The organism is Streptococcus sp. CF10-1, from assembly GCF_024295825.1.
Lineage (GTDB): Bacteria > Bacillota > Bacilli > Lactobacillales > Streptococcaceae > Streptococcus.
In genome coordinates, this window is record NZ_JANCPQ010000003.1 from 142,473 (window position 1) to 158,502 (window position 16,030).

General features: G+C 40.9%; 15 protein-coding genes. 9 read left to right on the forward strand and 6 right to left on the reverse strand.

The window, feature by feature from the left end; genetic code table 11:
- Nucleotides 1-19 precede the first annotated feature (19 nt).
- The 3 genes from NMM25_RS05425 to NMM25_RS05435 all read right to left on the reverse strand — a co-directional run bounded on the left by NMM25_RS05425 (nt 20) and on the right by NMM25_RS05435 (nt 2,939).
- Entirely contained in the window at nt 20-1,216 is a 1,197-nt protein-coding gene (locus tag NMM25_RS05425; protein ID WP_198459093.1) for an argininosuccinate synthase, read from the reverse strand.
- Nucleotides 1,217-1,231: 15 nt separating this feature from the next.
- Complete coding sequence (locus NMM25_RS05430) at nt 1,232-2,038, reverse strand: ABC transporter substrate-binding protein (RefSeq protein ID WP_001045250.1); 807 nt, start codon at nt 2,036-2,038, stop codon at nt 1,232-1,234.
- 277 nt (nt 2,039-2,315) lie between these two features.
- Nucleotides 2,316-2,939 carry a LysM peptidoglycan-binding domain-containing protein gene (locus NMM25_RS05435; RefSeq protein ID WP_042767626.1) on the reverse strand — a complete coding sequence of 208 codons (624 nt, stop codon included), beginning with the start codon at nt 2,937-2,939 and terminating at the stop codon, nt 2,316-2,318.
- Between the two features lie 241 nt (nt 2,940-3,180).
- Here NMM25_RS05435 and sdaAB point away from each other — a divergent pair, with 241 nt between their 5' ends.
- Genes sdaAB through NMM25_RS05450 form a run of 3 tightly spaced genes read left to right on the forward strand, consistent with a single transcriptional unit; the run spans nt 3,181 to nt 5,394 of the window.
- The gene (gene sdaAB / locus NMM25_RS05440) at nt 3,181-3,852 is read left to right on the forward strand and encodes an L-serine ammonia-lyase, iron-sulfur-dependent subunit beta (RefSeq protein ID WP_000555873.1); all 672 of its coding nucleotides are present in this window, start codon (nt 3,181-3,183) and stop codon (nt 3,850-3,852) included.
- A 12-nt stretch (nt 3,853-3,864) separates the two neighbouring features.
- Nucleotides 3,865-4,737, forward strand: a complete 873-nt coding sequence (gene sdaAA / locus NMM25_RS05445) for an L-serine ammonia-lyase, iron-sulfur-dependent, subunit alpha (RefSeq protein ID WP_254736184.1) — start codon at nt 3,865-3,867, stop codon at nt 4,735-4,737.
- 27 nt (nt 4,738-4,764) lie between these two features.
- On the forward strand, nt 4,765-5,394 hold the full coding sequence (locus NMM25_RS05450) for an HAD-IA family hydrolase (RefSeq protein ID WP_254736185.1): 630 nt from the start codon (nt 4,765-4,767) through the stop codon (nt 5,392-5,394).
- Nucleotides 5,395-5,489: 95 nt separating this feature from the next.
- Here NMM25_RS05450 and NMM25_RS05455 read toward each other — a convergent pair whose 3' ends face one another.
- Both NMM25_RS05455 and NMM25_RS05460 read right to left on the reverse strand, forming a co-directional pair.
- The gene (locus NMM25_RS05455) at nt 5,490-7,340 is read right to left on the reverse strand and encodes a nucleoside-diphosphate sugar epimerase/dehydratase (protein WP_254736186.1); all 1,851 of its coding nucleotides are present in this window, start codon (nt 7,338-7,340) and stop codon (nt 5,490-5,492) included.
- Between the two features lie 75 nt (nt 7,341-7,415).
- Complete coding sequence (locus NMM25_RS05460) at nt 7,416-8,246, reverse strand: glycosyltransferase (protein WP_254736187.1); 831 nt, start codon at nt 8,244-8,246, stop codon at nt 7,416-7,418.
- A 221-nt stretch (nt 8,247-8,467) separates the two neighbouring features.
- Between NMM25_RS05460 and NMM25_RS05465 the strand changes: the two genes are divergently transcribed.
- The 6 genes from NMM25_RS05465 to NMM25_RS05490 all read left to right on the forward strand — a co-directional run bounded on the left by NMM25_RS05465 (nt 8,468) and on the right by NMM25_RS05490 (nt 15,007).
- Nucleotides 8,468-9,634, forward strand: coding sequence for an MFS transporter (locus NMM25_RS05465; protein ID WP_254736188.1), 1,167 nt, complete (start codon nt 8,468-8,470; stop codon nt 9,632-9,634).
- A gap of 341 nt (nt 9,635-9,975) precedes the next feature.
- A complete protein-coding gene (locus NMM25_RS05470; RefSeq protein WP_125441720.1) occupies nt 9,976-11,955 on the forward strand; it encodes a retron Ec67 family RNA-directed DNA polymerase/endonuclease in 1,980 nt (659 codons plus the stop codon).
- A gap of 199 nt (nt 11,956-12,154) precedes the next feature.
- Nucleotides 12,155-12,481, forward strand: a complete 327-nt coding sequence (locus NMM25_RS05475; RefSeq protein WP_000273860.1) for a PadR family transcriptional regulator — start codon at nt 12,155-12,157, stop codon at nt 12,479-12,481.
- Nucleotides 12,468-13,061 carry a DUF1700 domain-containing protein gene (locus NMM25_RS05480; protein ID WP_254736189.1) on the forward strand — a complete coding sequence of 198 codons (594 nt, stop codon included), beginning with the start codon at nt 12,468-12,470 and terminating at the stop codon, nt 13,059-13,061. Before NMM25_RS05475 ends, NMM25_RS05480 begins: the two co-directional genes overlap by 14 nt.
- On the forward strand, nt 13,054-13,983 hold the full coding sequence (locus NMM25_RS05485) for a DUF4097 family beta strand repeat-containing protein (RefSeq protein ID WP_254736190.1): 930 nt from the start codon (nt 13,054-13,056) through the stop codon (nt 13,981-13,983). Before NMM25_RS05480 ends, NMM25_RS05485 begins: the two co-directional genes overlap by 8 nt.
- Before the next feature lie 61 nt (nt 13,984-14,044).
- Nucleotides 14,045-15,007, forward strand: coding sequence for a DUF6574 domain-containing protein (locus NMM25_RS05490; RefSeq protein WP_254736191.1), 963 nt, complete (start codon nt 14,045-14,047; stop codon nt 15,005-15,007).
- 62 nt (nt 15,008-15,069) lie between these two features.
- Here NMM25_RS05490 and NMM25_RS05495 read toward each other — a convergent pair whose 3' ends face one another.
- Complete coding sequence (locus NMM25_RS05495; RefSeq protein WP_254736192.1) at nt 15,070-15,930, reverse strand: DUF4299 family protein; 861 nt, start codon at nt 15,928-15,930, stop codon at nt 15,070-15,072.
- Between the last annotated feature and the right edge of the window lie 100 nt (nt 15,931-16,030).

A 16,030-nucleotide genomic window follows, 5' to 3' on the forward strand; every position in this document is an offset into this window, starting at 1 on the left:
GTCCCTTTCTATCGCGTCACTACTCAACATTTTTCTGAACTTCTGAATAAACCTTAGTTGGAAGTCCCCAAAGCTTGATAAATCCAACGGCTGCATCTTGGTCAAAGGTATCCGCACTGGTATAAGTCGCCAAATTTTCATCGTAAAGAGAGTTTGGAGATTTCCGAGCCACTACCTGGGCGTTCCCCTTATAGAGTTTAACTTTTGCAGTCCCATTGACAACTTTCTGTGTCTCCTTGATATAGGCAATCAAAGCCTGAGTTGCTGGGCTAAACCACAGGGCATTATAGATGAGATTGGACAACTCATTTTCGATAATAGGTTTGAAATGAGCCACTTCTCTCACAAGAGTCAAGTCTTCAATCTCCTTATGAGCTACCAATAAAGTCACAGCACCTGGGCACTCATAAATCTCTCTTGACTTAATACCGACTAGGCGATTTTCCACATGGTCAATACGACCGACCCCATGTTTTCCGGCAATTTCATTGAGCTTTTGAATCAAAGCCGCCACTTTCATCTTCTCACCATTGAGGGAGATGGGCACCCCGCAGCTAAACTCAATGTCAATAAATTCTGGACTGTCTGGTGCCTCTTCTGGCGAAGATGTGATTCCAAATGCTTCTTCTGGCGCTTGGTTCCAAGGATTTTCCAAGACACCACATTCATTTGCACGTCCCCAAAGATTTTGATCGACAGAGTAAGGATTGTCAAGGTCAGCAGGAACTGGGACGCCGTTTTCTTTGGCATATTGGATTTCTTCTTCACGAGACCATTTCCACTCACGAACAGGCGCAACTACCTTTAGATTGGGATCCAAAGCTGCAATAGAGACTTCAAACCGAACTTGGTCGTTTCCCTTACCTGTACAACCATGGGCAATTGTGGTTGCCCCCGTCTGATGAGCTATTTCAACGAGTTTTTTTGAAATAAGAGGACGACTCAGAGCAGATACCAAGGGGTACTTTTGTTCGTAGTAGGCATGAGCCTGAAGGGCCACTAAAACATAGTCATTAGCAAATTCTTCCTTAACATCAATGACATAAGACTCAACAGCCCCAACCTTGAGAGCTTTATCATGGATGAACTCCAAATCTTTTCCCTCACCCACATCCATACAAACAGCGATCACATCATAGTCTTTTTTTAACCACGTAATAGCAACTGATGTATCCAATCCTCCTGAATAGGCTAAAATGACTTTTTCCTTACTCATTTCTCTTCCTTCTTTCTATTTTTCGATAGAGGCTTTAAAAGCATCGTCAATCAATTTGTCCAACTCCCCAGAATCCTTCAATTTCTGGATGGTTTTGTCAACCGCCTCTTTTAATTCTTTACTGTCTTTTTTCATCGCAACAGCGTAGGAATCTTCTTTATCATTGTCAAAATCAAACTCAGCGATGGCTAGGTCTGGATTATTCTCTACAAATCCTTTCGCCACTGGTTCCTCAAAGATAACCGCATCTAGTTGCCCTGATTTCAAATCTGTTATCAAATTTCCATTTTTAGGAAGTGAAACGAGAGAAGAATCCTGCAAGGTTTCTTTGGCTAAAGTCTCCTGGATAGAACCTTTCTGCGCTCCAACCTTTTTCTGAGCCAAATCCTTGACTGATTGGTAATTCGTTAATTCAGATTTTCTTACGATAACCTTATTTTTCGAAGTGTAGTAGGGAATTGAAAAATCGTAAACTTGACTTCTCTCTTCCGTTTTAGAAACACCTGATATGGCAAGATCGGCCTTACCTGAATCAAGACTAGCCAGTACATTGTCAAAACTCATTGGAGAGAACTCCACTTCTACACCTAGTTCCTTTGCGATGGCTTTGGCTAGCTCAACATCTGAACCTACAATCTGATTTTTCCCATCGACCAATTTCTGGTATTCAAATGGAGCAAACTCTGGATTTAGGGCCACCACCAATTTTCCTTTAGCCTTAATGGCTTCAACACCTTGGGATTGAGTGTTACTACAAGCAAATAATAAGGGAAACATAAGCAAACCAAACATCGTCATCAACACCTTCTTCACTTTATTCATAGAAGAGCCTCCTTTTATTTTTATACTTTATTGTTGTATAAATAATACTCTTCTCGTTCTCATTTGTCAAGAGGAAACTGTATTTTATTTCATTTTAATTAAGAAAAGGCTTATTATATGATATATTTTTACACACAATAAGCTTATTTATACTATTTGAGTTTTAAAACAATTTGAAGACTTTTGCCGAAATTATACAAATAGAGCATTGCTGAGAAGATTGTTACACTTTTTGTTCTAGAGGAACAAAAAAGAGCCCTAAAGGACTCTTGTATTCTTAATACCAACCGTTGTTAAGCCAGAAGTTCTTGGCAGCTGTCCATGAACCATAACGTCCTGCAACGTAGGCATCTGCTACACGTTCTTGGTTTTCAGCTGAGTAGTCACCATTCAAGTATGAATCTGTCAATTGGTAACGTCCGATGTAACGTCCGTTTGTAGCTGTGTAGCTACCACCTGATTCCTTTTGAGCAATCCATTCTTTAGCTTCTGCTTCAGAACCACTTACAGTAGAAGCTGCTGCAGTGTTGCTTTCTGCTGCTGGAGTTGCAGGTGCAGCTGGGGCTTCATAAGTTGTTGTTGCTGCTGGAGCTTCTTCAACTGTTTCTGTAGCTACTGGAGCTGTTTCTTCCGTTGTTGCCGCTGGAGCTACAGTTGAAGCTGTTCCTTCGATAACCAAAACTTGGTCAACATAGATAAGGTGAATATCTTTAATGTTGTTTTTTGCCGCCAATTTTTCAACAGTTGTGTTGTACTTCTCAGCGATTTCTGAAAGAGTATCACCTGATTTAACTGTGTAAGTTACAGTTTCTTGGGCAGATGCAAGTGATGGAGCAAAGAAAGCAAGCAAAGCTGCTACTCCTGCGATAGTTGTTTTAATTTTTTTAGTTGTTAATGACATATCTAAAAATTCTCCTTCCATTGGATATATCTATGATACCTTTTAAATGTTACCATTGTTTAACGGTTTTATGTAGAAATATTACAAAAATGTTTTATATTTACCGTTTTAAGGAGCTTTTTGTCACAAAAGACCTTATTTTATACTATCTTTAATCATTTTAAGCTTTTGATAAGGGAAATAAGCGCAGAGGTCCATTCTTTGATATAATAGATATAAGAATCTTTGTAAGGGGAAACAGATGCACTCACTTCGTTTTCAATCTGTCTTTGACATTATCGGGCCAGTTATGATTGGCCCATCAAGTAGCCATACTGCTGGAGCTGTTCGTATTGGGAAAATCGTCTCTTCCATCTTTGATGATACACCAACAGAAGTCGAATTCCAATTATTTAATTCATTTGCCAAAACCTACCGTGGTCATGGAACGGACCTTGCTCTCGTCGCTGGTATTTTAGGTATGGATACGGACAATCCTGACATTCCAAATAGTCTCGAGATTGCCCATAAGCGTGGCATCAAGATTGTCTGGACCATTCAGAAAGACAGCAACGCGCCTCATCCTAATACCACTAAAATTACTGTGAAGAATGAACACAAGTCCATCAGTGTGACAGGAATTTCCATTGGTGGGGGAAATATCCAGGTTACGGAGCTTAACGGTTTTGCTGTCTCTCTCAACATGAACACACCAACCATTATCATCGTGCATCAGGATGTTCCAGGTATGATTGCCCATGTTACTGAAGCCCTCTCTCGTTTCGATATCAACATCGCTCAGATGAATGTGACTCGAGAAAAAGCTGGAGAAAAAGCCATTATGATTATCGAAGTCGATAGTCGAAGTTGCGAAGAGGCGATTGAAGAAATCCGAAAAATCCCTCATCTCCACAATGTCAATTTCTTTAAGTAGGAGGGAGGAAACATGTTTTATTCTATCAAAGAATTGGTCGAGCAGGCGGATCTAGACTTCCAAGGAAATGTCGCAGAACTCATGATTGCGACCGAATATCAATTAACCGGTCGGGAACGCCCAGAAGTTCTCCTCCTCATGGAACGCAATCTAGAAGTCATGAAAGCCTCTGTCGAGCTCGGTCTCAGTGAAAATAAATCCCGTAGTGGCCTAACGGGTGGAGACGCAGCCAAACTAGACCGCCATCTCAAAAGTGGCAAGGCCTTGTCTGACTTTACCATCCTATCAGCAGCCCGAAATGCTATCGCGGTTAATGAACACAATGCGAAGATGGGCTTGGTCTGCGCTACTCCAACCGCAGGAAGTGCTGGCTGTCTGCCAGCCGTTCTCACTGCTGCTATCCAAAAATTAGACCTTAGCCACGAAAAACAGCTAGATTTCCTCTTTGCTGCTGGTGCCTTTGGACTAGTCATCGCAAACAACGCTTCTATCTCGGGCGCTGAAGGTGGCTGCCAGGCCGAGGTTGGCTCTGCCTCTGCCATGAGTGCCGCAGCCTTAACCTTGGCTGCAGGTGGAACGCCTTATCAGGCTAGCCAAGCCATCGCCTTTGTCATTAAAAATATGCTAGGTCTCATCTGTGACCCTGTCGCTGGTTTGGTTGAAGTTCCTTGTGTTAAGCGCAATGCCATGGGAGCCAGCTTTGCCTTTATCGCGGCTGATATGGCCTTGGCAGGTATCGAATCTAAGATCCCTGTCGATGAAGTTATCGATGCCATGTACCAAGTCGGAGCCAGCCTCCCAACTGCCTTTCGTGAAACGGCCGAGGGGGGACTCGCCGCTACACCTACTGGTCGTCGCCTACAAAAAGAAATCTTCGGAGAATAAGCTTATCTATATCTATTAGGAGAAACTATGTCCTCTATCTCAGCAATCTTTTTTGATCTAGACGGAACTTTGGTTGACAGTTCCCTCGGGATCCACAATGCTTTTACCCATACCTTTAAAGAGCTAGGAGTTCCAAGCCCTGATGCCAAAACCATTCGTGGTTTTATGGGACCGCCACTTGAAAGTAGTTTTGCAACGTGTCTTCCCAAGGAGCAAATCTCGGAAGCTGTGCAGATCTATCGTTCTTACTACAAGAAAAAAGGGATCCACGAAGCCCAACTCTTCCCCCGAATAACGGAATTGCTTCAAGAACTTTCACAAAACTACCCTCTCTATATCACCACAACAAAGAATACTCCTACTGCTCATGATATGACTAAAAATCTGGGAATCCATCATTTCTTTGATAGCATTTACGGTTCTAGTCCTGAAACGCCACACAAGGCGGACGTCATCCGTTTTGCCTTGCAGACGCATCAACTCCCTGCAGACCAAGTCCTCATCATCGGCGACACCAAGTTTGATATGATTGGAGCCCAAGAAACTGGTATTAAAAAGTTTGCTGTTACTTGGGGATTTGGAGAAGAGGCTGATTTGCTCAGCTATCAACCTGACTGGATTGCCCATACCATTGATGATATCATTAAGCAACTATAAATAATACAACAATTTGAAATTACAGAGTAAAAAGGCCAAGGTCCTGTACAAACAGAACCTTGGCCTTTTATTTATAATTAATTTGTTAGACACTCTTACTCAGCATGAGTTGTTTCGTTTGCAAAGGAAATGATGGCTTCTTTGAGCTCATCTCCACTGAGTGAACGGAATTCTTCAATCTTTTGATCGATGGCTTCTAGCGGCATGACATTTACCTTACCAACGAAAATCTTGTCCATGACTTGGTTATCAACCAATTCGGTCGAAACCAAGAGTTCTTCATAGAGTTTTTCACCTGGGCGGATACCGACCTCAATGATTGGAATTTCACTTTCCGTGTGCCCACTTAGAAGAACCATTTTCTTAGCCAAGTCATAGATCTTAACTGGGTTGCCCATATCGAGGATAAAGACTTCTCCGTCCTTGGCATAAGCGCCAGCATGGATTACTAGACGGCTAGCCTCTGGAATGGTCATAAAGTAACGTGTCATACGGAAGTCTGTCACTGTTACAGGACCGCCTTCAGCAATCTGACGTTCAAAGACAGGAATCACACTACCACGACTACCCAGAACATTCCCAAAACGAACTGCACAGTAGGTTGATTTACTACGTTGGTTAAAGCCAGTGACAATCAATTCCGCCACGCGCTTAGTCGCACCCATAACATTTGGTGGATTGACCGCCTTGTCAGTCGAAATCATGACCATCTTAGGTACTTTGGCCTCATCAACAGCCTTGGCAACATTGTAGGTACCGAGGATATTATTCTTGAAGGCTTCTTTTGGATTGCGCTCCATCATTGGAACGTGTTTGTGGGCTGCAGCATGGTAAATGATAGCTGGTTTGTACTGCTCAAACACCTGCAAGAGACGGTCGTAGTCCTGAATATCTGCAATAACAGGAACATAATCAATCCCTTGGAATGCACGGATCAATTCATGATAAACGAGATAGATTGAGTTTTCACCATGTCCAAGCAAGACGATACGCTCGGGATTAAAGCGGCTAACCTGACGACAAATCTCCGAACCAATCGAACCACCGGCTCCTGTCACCAGGATGGTCTTGCCTGTAATCTCAGTACCCAGACGCGATTCGTCGAGACGAATTTCCTGACGGCCCAAAAGGTCTGTGATGTCAATTTTTTGGAAACCACTACCTGGTTGATGGAGTCCTTGAACAACTGTCTCAACCTTAGGCATCTTGTAACATTTGACGCCTAGCTTATTACACATCTGCAAGATGCGTTCGTACTCTGATGGGTCAAGCGAAGGAATCGCTACGATAACACGCTCGATTTGGTGACGTTTAGCCAATTCAGGTAGATTATCATAAGAGCCCAGAACTGGGATGCCACCTAGTTTTTGTCCCTTTTTCTTTTCATCGTTATCCAAAATCCCCACTAGCTCAAGGTCGCTAGTTGGATGTTGGTAGCTGTTCATAAAGAGGGCACCACCATCACCAGCACCGATCAAGAAGGTACGACGATGTTCACCATCTCCACTACCTTGCTTGCGCTTAGAATAAATCAACTGCCAAGTGATACGAGGAAGCAAGATGAGGAAGGTACTCAACAAAATGAAGAGTACGATGAAACGGATAGAAAACAATGGAAGGAAGGCATAGCAGATTCCATAAGAAAGAACACTGCTGAGCATCACTCCGAAAAAGATTTTCATGAAATCCGTAATCTTGCTATAACGACTGATACTAGCATTTAGTCCCCAAAACGCAATCATGATTTGATAGAGGAGGAAGGCTAAAAGAGTGTAGATCACGTAATCCACAGGCGCAGGATTTATAAGGCCATAAAACAAGATATAAGATACGATGATGGAAACCACCATACTCAGAATATCGAATATCCCCCAAAACACTTGTTTTTGCTGTTTATTTAAAATTTCAACCAGATCAATCACATAATCTGTTAGTTTTTTATTCATAGGAATTTACTCCCCCTTAAAAGAGTCAGATGATACTGTTGTTATGATAACCTGAATCATTCAGTCTATCGGGGCTTACTTTCTCTTTCTTAAAAGTTTGACGAAGATAAACTGACGTACAAAGCCTGGACAAAGTGCAACAATTGCCTGAATGGCTACACTTTTAGCATATTCCATGTAAGAAATTTGCCCTCGCTCAAGCATCCGTTGGCGAGCTTGACGATAGAGTCTAAGGTAACGCAAGCCACCTCGACGCTCAAACATCCCTGCACCGACACGAACCTTACACAAGATTTGATCTAGGTTCCCAGTCTTGGCACCTGCAGCAATCATATTAAGCCAAAGGAGGTCATCCTCCATGTAAAGGCCATCTTCATAGTTGCCCGCCTTGAGGACCATATCCTTCTTGAACATCACTGTCATATGGTTGAAAGCACTTCTCATTCTTTGGTAAGCCACAATGTCTGCGTGCTGAGTTGGAACACGACGATAAGACACGATCTCATCTGGATTGTCAATGAACTCTGCGATATGTCCACCTAAGAGATCAAGATCTTCTTTCTCCATTAGCTGAAGCTGTTTCTCAAAACGATCCGGAACGGCTAAATCATCCGTATCCATGCGGGCAATAATGTCATACTGGCACTGTAAAACACCGTATCGAAGAGCCAAGCCTAAACCTTGATTTTGCTCTAAGGGACACCGTTTCACTGGAATGTCTGACTGAGCTTCCACTTCATCTAGCACCTGATAGAGTTCGGGCGTGAGCGGGCCGTCCTCAACAAGAACAAGTTCGCTCGGTTTCAAGGTTTGGTTTTGAACACTTTTGATAGCATCTCTTAAAAACGTCGGATTTTCCTTTACATAGACCGACATCAAGACGCTGATTTTTTGCTTTTCAGGCACAGTTTTTCTCCAATGTATAGATTTCCTTCCACTATTTTATCACAAATTCTCCTAGTTTCCTATTTTTATATCAAATCAAGGAAAATTCTAGTAAAGAAATCTGTCTTCTTTCTGTATATTTTCAGTTAAATCTTTCCAGCTTCCCTCCCAGTCTTTACTTGACATTATATAGAAAAAAACTTAAAATAAGCTGTTATTAAAGTCATCCTATCGAGGTTTTTATGAAAAAACAATCACTCTTTTTTGTTCTAGGAATTGTCTTAATCGGGACCGTTTTACGCTCTCCTTTTACTGCTCTTCCAACCATTTTAGGAGATATCGCTCAGGGACTAGGAGTGGAGGTTAGTTCTCTTGGGATTTTAACCAGTCTCCCTCTCTTGATGTTTGCTCTTTTCTCTGCTTTTGCAAGCCGCTTGGCGCAAAAGATTGGACTAGAGCATCTCTTTACTTACTGTCTCCTTCTTTTAACTATTGGCTCTGTCATTCGGATTTTCAATCTTCCCCTTCTCTATCTAGGGACCCTAATTGTGGGAGCAAGCATTGCGATCTTCAATGTACTCCTCCCAAGTATGATCCAGGCAAATCAGCCTCAAAAGATTAGTTTCCTAACAACTCTCTATGTCACTGCCATGGGAATTTCGACAGCCATCGCTTCTTATCTTTCGGTCCCTATCACCCAAGCTAGTTCTTGGAAGGGCCTCATCCTCGTTCTCAGCTTTCTCTGTCTGATCACTCTGCTAGTCTGGTTGCCCAATCATCGCCACAACCACCACCTAGAAAGCCAAAAAGAAAAGCAAGTCAAAGAGAATATTCTAAAAAGTAAAGATGTCTGGGCTATCATTATCTTTGGCGGACTTCAGTCCTTGCTCTTTTATACAAGCATGACCTGGTTGCCAACTATGGCTATTAGTGCTGGTCTTTCTAATAGTGATGCGGCTCTTCTGGCTTCTATCTTCTCGCTGATCAGCATTCCTTTTTCAATGACTGTCCCAAGTCTGACAACTCGTCTGTCAGATGGTCATCGTCAAATCATGCTGGCAATTATCTCTATCGCTGGGATGATAGGAATTGCTATGCTCTTGTATCCAGCCAATAATTTCCTCTACTGGTTAGTCGTCCATCTCTTGATTGGAACAGCCTGCAGTGCTCTCTTTCCTTATCTCATGGTTTGCTTTTCTCTTAAAACCAGTTCTCCTGAAAAGACAGCTCAGCTATCAGGACTAGCGCAAACAGGGGGCTACATCTTAGCTGCTTTTGGACCTGCCTTGTTTGGTTATAGTTTTGAACTTTTTCAATCTTGGATCCCAGCTGTCCTTGCCCTTCTAGCCATTGATATCATCATGACTATCTCACTCTTTATGGTGGATCGGGCTAAAAAGATTCTTTAATTTTCTAAAATCTATCACAACTATAAACAATGCAAAGCTAGACCGAGTCTGGCTTTTTGAGGTGTTGATAAAAATTTATAGTCTAAGATGTCTTAATTCTAGATTAACAGGTTATTTTTTGATAGAATAAAGTTGCGCATGATCAGATTTTTGACTTGTGTGTTCGCAAGTATTAACAAAAATGTTACTAGAGTGTTCAGCTCACTCCAGTAATCCCAAAACTAAGGCAATTAGATTTCTTCTGGAAAAAGTTGCAGTATGTTTTATCTCTGCTGAAGGAAGGTTTCTATACTGTCGTTCGCATAAGAGTTTTCATGCGCTTTTTTATTAAGGATAAGATAATGACTAAATTAAATCAATTAAAAACCAAGGATGACTTTGCAAAACTTCTTGGTTTTAAAAACGCCAGATACATTAACCATTTGTTATACAACATAACAACCGATAACCTATATGAACCGCCAATTGTTATTCCTAAAAAGAATGGTGGAGAAAGAGTTATACATGCTCCCCAAAAAGAGTTGAAGTTCCTTCAGAAAAAATTGTCTAATGTTTTGTGGGAATGTTACCTTGAAAGCATAGAATCTAAATCTAAGGACAAGAACTTTAAAACACCTGTACTGTCTCATGCATTTGAAAAGGGGAAAAGCATTATTACCAACTCTCAGATGCATCGAAACAAGAAATACATTCTGAACATTGACTTGAAAAACTTTTTTGATTCTTTTAATTTTGGAAGAGTAAGAGGCTTCTTTATAAAAGATAGAGATTTTGCTGTTTCACCAGAAATTGCTACAGTAATTGCTCAAATTGCATGTTACCAAGGTAAGTTACCACAAGGAGCCCCTTCTTCTCCCATCATCACAAATTTAATTACTAGAATTTTAGATTATCGGATTGTCAAAATTGCTAAAAAATATCGTTTTACATATTCTAGATATGCCGATGATATGACTTTTTCGACAAATCGTGAACTAAACTCTAATAAGCTGAGAGCAAGCAAAGAGTTAGATAACTTTTTAACTGAATTAGAGGAGGTAATCATCTCATCTGGTTTTGAAATCAATCCTAAAAAAACACGGTTAAGTAATAACATGCAACGCCAAGAAGTTACTGGACTAGTTGTCAACAAGAAGATAAATGTAAAAAGAGAGTACGTAAAAAATACTCGTGCAATGGCCTTTCAATTATACAAAGATGGAGCTTTTGAAATAGATAAGAAACCAGGAACGATCAATCAACTAACGGGACGCTTTGCTTTTATTTTTCAAATAGATCAATACAACAACTACTTACTTTATGAAAAGTCCCTGATACAAAATAATCTGGATTCACAAAAATATTTATTAGGCAGAAACTCATCAAAAAAATCTGAATCAAAATATTTTTGGAAGTATATCTTTTATAATAAAAATTTACGAAAAGAATTATTCTATAATAAAAAACATAATACTTATAATTTACCTAAAGAGTTCTATAGTATCTCAGAAAATGAAAAAGAAGTTTATATGTGCTTATTTAATTCTAAAGAAAAAGAATATAAAAAATTCTTATTTTATAGATATTTTTTTGGAAATGATAGACCTATGATTGTTACAGAAGGGAAGACAGATCCTCTATATATTAAAGCAGCCTTAAAAAAACTATATAAGAATTATCCAAAACTTATTGAAAAAGATGGTGATGATTTTATATTTAAAATTGAATTTCTAAATCGTAGTAATACTGTGGAATACCTGTTTAATATCCCAGAAGGGGGAGAAGGTCTCAAGTATTGGTATAATTATTTTTCTAATCAAATACCCGCAAATTTTTTTAATCAAAAATTTCCTGCAAAAAATGATGGAAAGAAAATCTATAAGGAACTATATCCTAATTATATGGAGTTTTTTTCCCATTTAACTTCAAGAGAACCAAAAAATCCAACTATATTTTTATTTGATAATGAGCCATCAGGTAATCCTCTTTTTAAATTTTTTAATCATGCTACAGATTTAAATGTTAGTAGCAATAATCTTGGTCAAGTTAGAGGTACATCTTTTTATAAGATTACAAAGAAAGATAGTTTGTATGTCATGGCGACACCTTTAATGCCTCACATGAATAACGGTAACTCCTCTGATATCGAAGATCTACTATTGTCTTGTAATCCATCACCTATTTTAAAAGGAAAGACATTCTCCAAAGGTGGTGGTGCTAATCATTATGGAAAGGATATTTTTTCAAAGTATGTTCTGAAAAATTATAAAGAATTCGATTTTACTGAGTTTATCCCTTTGCTAGACGGCATAAGAGATAATATCCTAGATTATACATCATGATTCTAGCTTATCTTTAAAATATAGGTTTGTTTGAAACAACTGATGTTACCATCATATCCTTTAAACTTCTAGTTTTTACTAGGAGTTTTTTATATATAAAATTTTCACACATATTTCTTGACAGGGCTTTCAACTTGAGATACAATATATTTGAAAAGAGTATATATAAAATTTTTATATAATATAAAGGAGGTTTCCCATGTACTTCCCAACATCCTCTGCCTTGATTGAGTTTCTCATCTTGGCTGTACTGGAGCAGGGGGATTCTTATGGTTATGAGATTAGTCAAACCATTAAGCTCATCGCCAATATCAAAGAATCTACGCTCTATCCCATTCTCAAAAAATTGGAAGCCAGTGGCTTTCTGACCACCTACTCTAGAGAGTTTCAGGGGCGTATGCGCAAATACTACTCCTTGACCAATCGGGGCGTAGAGCAGCTCGTTACTCTAAAGGAAGAGTGGACGCTCTATACCGACACCGTCAACGGCATCATAGAAGGGAGTATCCGCCATGACAAGAACTGACTATCTGACTCAGTTAGAAACCTATCTCCATAAACTGCCTGAAGCTGACCGCATCGAAGCTATGGACTACTTTAAGGAACTATTTGACGATGCAGGCCCAGAGGGCGAAGAGGAACTCATTGCCAGTCTAGGCACTCCAAAAGAAGCGGCCCATGATGTCCTCTCTGATCTTCTCAATAAAAAAGTCAATGAAGCCCCTGCTCAAAAGAATGACCGTCAACTGCTACACATTGCCCTCCTGGCCCTGCTAGTAGCTCCTATCGGAATTCCGGTCGGGATTGGCATCCTCATGGCCATCATCGGTATTTTTATCGCGGCTGCCTCCGTCATTCTAGCCTTCTTTACCGTCTCTGTGACGGGTATCCTGCTAGGTGGACTCTTTATCGTAGAGAGCTTTAGCGTCCTAGTCGAAGCCAAATCTGCCTTTATCTTGATTTTTGGGGCCGGTTTGCTTTCTATCGGTGCTTCTTCTCTTGTTCTACTGGGCATCTCCTATGTAGCTCGTTTCTTTGGGCTCCTGATCGTCCGCTTGGTGCAATGGATTCTTAAAAAAGGAAAGAGAGGTGACAGACATGCGTAAATTGACAAAAGGATTTCTCATTTTTGGTGTGGTTTCTACAATCCTCGGTTTTATCATGATCATTGTAGGCGCACAGTCCAATGGTATTCAAAGTTTACTTGCCATGTCAAAAGACCCCGTCTATGACAATCGTATCGAAGAAGTGACCTTTGGAAATGAAGTGGAAAAACTTGATTTAGCCCTTGAGGAACACAGCCTAACCATCACAGAGTCTGTAGATGACAAGATCCACATCACCTATCATCCTTCCGTGTCTGGTCGTCACGATCTGACTACTGGCATGAGTGACAAAACACTGAGCGTCACTGACAAACAAGCCTCCCAACATCGTTTTCTCGGTTCAGGAATCGAAGGCCTACTTCGTATTGCCAGCAGTTATTCTAACCGTTTTGACGAAGTCATTCTCTCCCTCCCCAAAGGAAGAAGGCTGCAAGCTATCACCGTCTCAGCCAATCGTGGACAAACCAATATTCGTCAAGCCAATCTTGAAAATGCGACAATCAAAACAAAAGGCTATCTCTTAAGAATAACAGAAAGCTCTATCAAGAATAGTACACTAACGACACCTCATATCATCAATATCTTTGATACCGAATTTACAGATAGCCAGGTCAAGACGGAAAGGGAACACATCTATGCTGAGAATATCAAGGTCCACGGCAAGGTTGAGCTAGACTCTCATAACGACTTAAGACTTTTTCTTTCTAAGGCAGAATTCGATCGTATCAATCTAGATCTTTCTTCTCAGGATGGTGGTATCTATCGTCAGCCCAAAGAAGAACATCGTGGACAAAAAGAGAATGAACTTGCCAACCCTTATAAAACCGAAAAAGCAGATATCAAGGATCTACTCATTGCAAAAGCCAACCAGGATATCTACCTACCTCAAGAAGAGCACTCAGCTCCATCTAGAAACCATTGACAAAAACGCTTTCATCTGCTAATCTAAAGATAGAAAATGACCATAAAAAGGAGGTTCCACCATGACACAAGAATGGTTTGAAAGTGCCGACCTTGAGAAGAAATCACCTCAGACGAAATCGGAAAACCAGCCCAACGAGCCTGAGACTTCAGAAACTGTGGAAGCTGAACCACAAGCAAGCGAAGAAACACCTGTCTCACCTAAAGAGTTGGAAAGACTTGAGGAGGAAGCTCCCGAAATAATTGAGGAACCTCAAACCGAGGGACAGGGAGAAGGGGAAGCTGAAGAGGAACACAAGCAAGAAAACCCTGCAAAAGAGAAAAGTATCCTCAGCAAGGCTTTAGAAAGTCCCTATATCCCAGATATTGACCCTCGTAAAACTGCCCGATTCAAAGAAGAAATCGCACTATTTTGGGCTTGGCTACTGGATGCTATTCAAGAACCAACTGCCAGCAAGACTACGGACCAAAAGCATCGTTACAGTGTCTTTGGCCTGCTCACTTTGCTGTCCTCGATTAACCTTTTCTTTAGTATCTATCATATCAAGCACCTCTACTATGGCTATATGATTTCTATTGCTAATAGTTCTCCTAACCAGCTCCCACCTTTAGATCTCTTTGCCGGACTTTCGATTCTAGTCGCTAGCGCTCTATTTTACTTTTCTATCATTTTGGGAGGCTTTACTGTCCGACGTGTGCTGGATCAGGAGAGCGACTTCACATTCCAAGAAGCTTGCGATCGTTACAGCCGACTCTTTGCTATCCCACTTGTCCTAACAGCTCTAGCAAGTTTCTTTGCACTCTTTGGTGGCTTACGATTTGCTGGCATCCTCACTCTTCTAAGCATGGCCATCTTTGCCCTTGGAAATCTCTTTGTGATTAGCAAGCCAAGTAAAACCAGCAACCTTGACCCATTTTATCGTTTCTTGCTAGCTGTCTTACTTGATGGTGCTATTCTCTTACCCTTCTTCATTGCAGAGCTCGCGCTGACAGTAGACTACCTTCGCATCCTGACATTCTTTTAACCAAAATCCCTGCCATTTGTTAATGACAGGGATTTTTATGCTTACTCTTTTTTGAACAAGGCCTACTTGACGGCTGCCAATTCCTCAAAATCTTTTCCCAAAATGGCTTGTACTTCTAGTTGATTGGCATCTAGTTGATGGTAAAATGCTGTTGGTAGCGACTCTAGGAATCTTGTATAATCCAAGCGAGCGATGGATTCATAGCCTTCTGCTTTTGAACCATCACCAGAAATCGTCACTAGATCAATCTCCCAAACAAGCTCCTTGCCTGCTAACTGCTCGATATAAGGGGCTGGTACAAAGGGTTCCCTTGGCAAAATTGTCTTGACTCCTTGGGCTAGGTGGTAGATACCGTGTACCTTGCCTTGGGCGTCTGGGTAAAATTTCACACTGGCAAGGTAGGCATCAGAGCCTTGAACCTTCTTGACCAGCTCTTCAAAACGTGCCAATCCATTCTCAGCCAAAAAGCTCTCGAGATATTCCTTGTTGAGATAGACAGGGGACAAGAGCCCTTGGCAGTACACTAGACGAGCCGCCTTATCCGCTAGATAATTCTGAACTATTTGTCGGAAATAAGCTTCAAAGTCAAACCCTTCTAGCCCTTCTACCACTTGCCCCAACTTGCTCGATAAGGCTTGGAGGAGAGCCTCTACAATCTCCCAGTCCGCTCTAGTAAGGAAGTCTGGAATCACCACTTGATAGCCTTTTCGACTATCCGCATAGTTCACCTTGAAGAGAAATTGTGATTGGCCTACAATCCCACACTCGATATACTCGAGACGGTTAAGTGGCTGACGGAGATAGACGGCATCATAACTATGCGACTCCAAGCCCTCCACCAAGGCCAAGATGGACTTGGCAGTCAAGACCTCCTGTTGTCCTAAAATACTTTCTTTATTTGGGATAAAAAATGTTTTCGCCATAACTGGCCTCCTTTGAAATCGTTTACATATAGTATAATCTATTTTCCTGAAAGATACAGAAACAAACTTTAGTTTTTTAGATATAAAGCATAGAAAAACA

Excerpts from the sequence above, each read along its gene's own strand:
- NMM25_RS05425 (WP_198459093.1), bottom strand. The coding sequence starts at position 1,216 with ATGAGTAAGGAAAAAGTCATTTTAGCCTATTCAGGAGGATTGGATACA.
- NMM25_RS05430 (WP_001045250.1), bottom strand. The coding sequence starts at position 2,038 with ATGAATAAAGTGAAGAAGGTGTTGATGACGATGTTTGGTTTGCTTATG.
- NMM25_RS05435 (WP_042767626.1), bottom strand. The coding sequence starts at position 2,939 with ATGTCATTAACAACTAAAAAAATTAAAACAACTATCGCAGGAGTAGCA.
- sdaAB (WP_000555873.1), top strand. The coding sequence starts at position 3,181 with ATGCACTCACTTCGTTTTCAATCTGTCTTTGACATTATCGGGCCAGTT.
- sdaAA (WP_254736184.1), top strand. The coding sequence starts at position 3,865 with ATGTTTTATTCTATCAAAGAATTGGTCGAGCAGGCGGATCTAGACTTC.
- NMM25_RS05450 (WP_254736185.1), top strand. The coding sequence starts at position 4,765 with ATGTCCTCTATCTCAGCAATCTTTTTTGATCTAGACGGAACTTTGGTT.
- NMM25_RS05455 (WP_254736186.1), bottom strand. The coding sequence starts at position 7,340 with ATGAATAAAAAACTAACAGATTATGTGATTGATCTGGTTGAAATTTTA.
- NMM25_RS05465 (WP_254736188.1), top strand. The coding sequence starts at position 8,468 with ATGAAAAAACAATCACTCTTTTTTGTTCTAGGAATTGTCTTAATCGGG.
- NMM25_RS05470 (WP_125441720.1), top strand. The coding sequence starts at position 9,976 with ATGACTAAATTAAATCAATTAAAAACCAAGGATGACTTTGCAAAACTT.
- NMM25_RS05475 (WP_000273860.1), top strand. The coding sequence starts at position 12,155 with ATGTACTTCCCAACATCCTCTGCCTTGATTGAGTTTCTCATCTTGGCT.
- NMM25_RS05480 (WP_254736189.1), top strand. The coding sequence starts at position 12,468 with ATGACAAGAACTGACTATCTGACTCAGTTAGAAACCTATCTCCATAAA.
- NMM25_RS05485 (WP_254736190.1), top strand. The coding sequence starts at position 13,054 with ATGCGTAAATTGACAAAAGGATTTCTCATTTTTGGTGTGGTTTCTACA.
- NMM25_RS05490 (WP_254736191.1), top strand. The coding sequence starts at position 14,045 with ATGACACAAGAATGGTTTGAAAGTGCCGACCTTGAGAAGAAATCACCT.
- NMM25_RS05495 (WP_254736192.1), bottom strand. The coding sequence starts at position 15,930 with ATGGCGAAAACATTTTTTATCCCAAATAAAGAAAGTATTTTAGGACAA.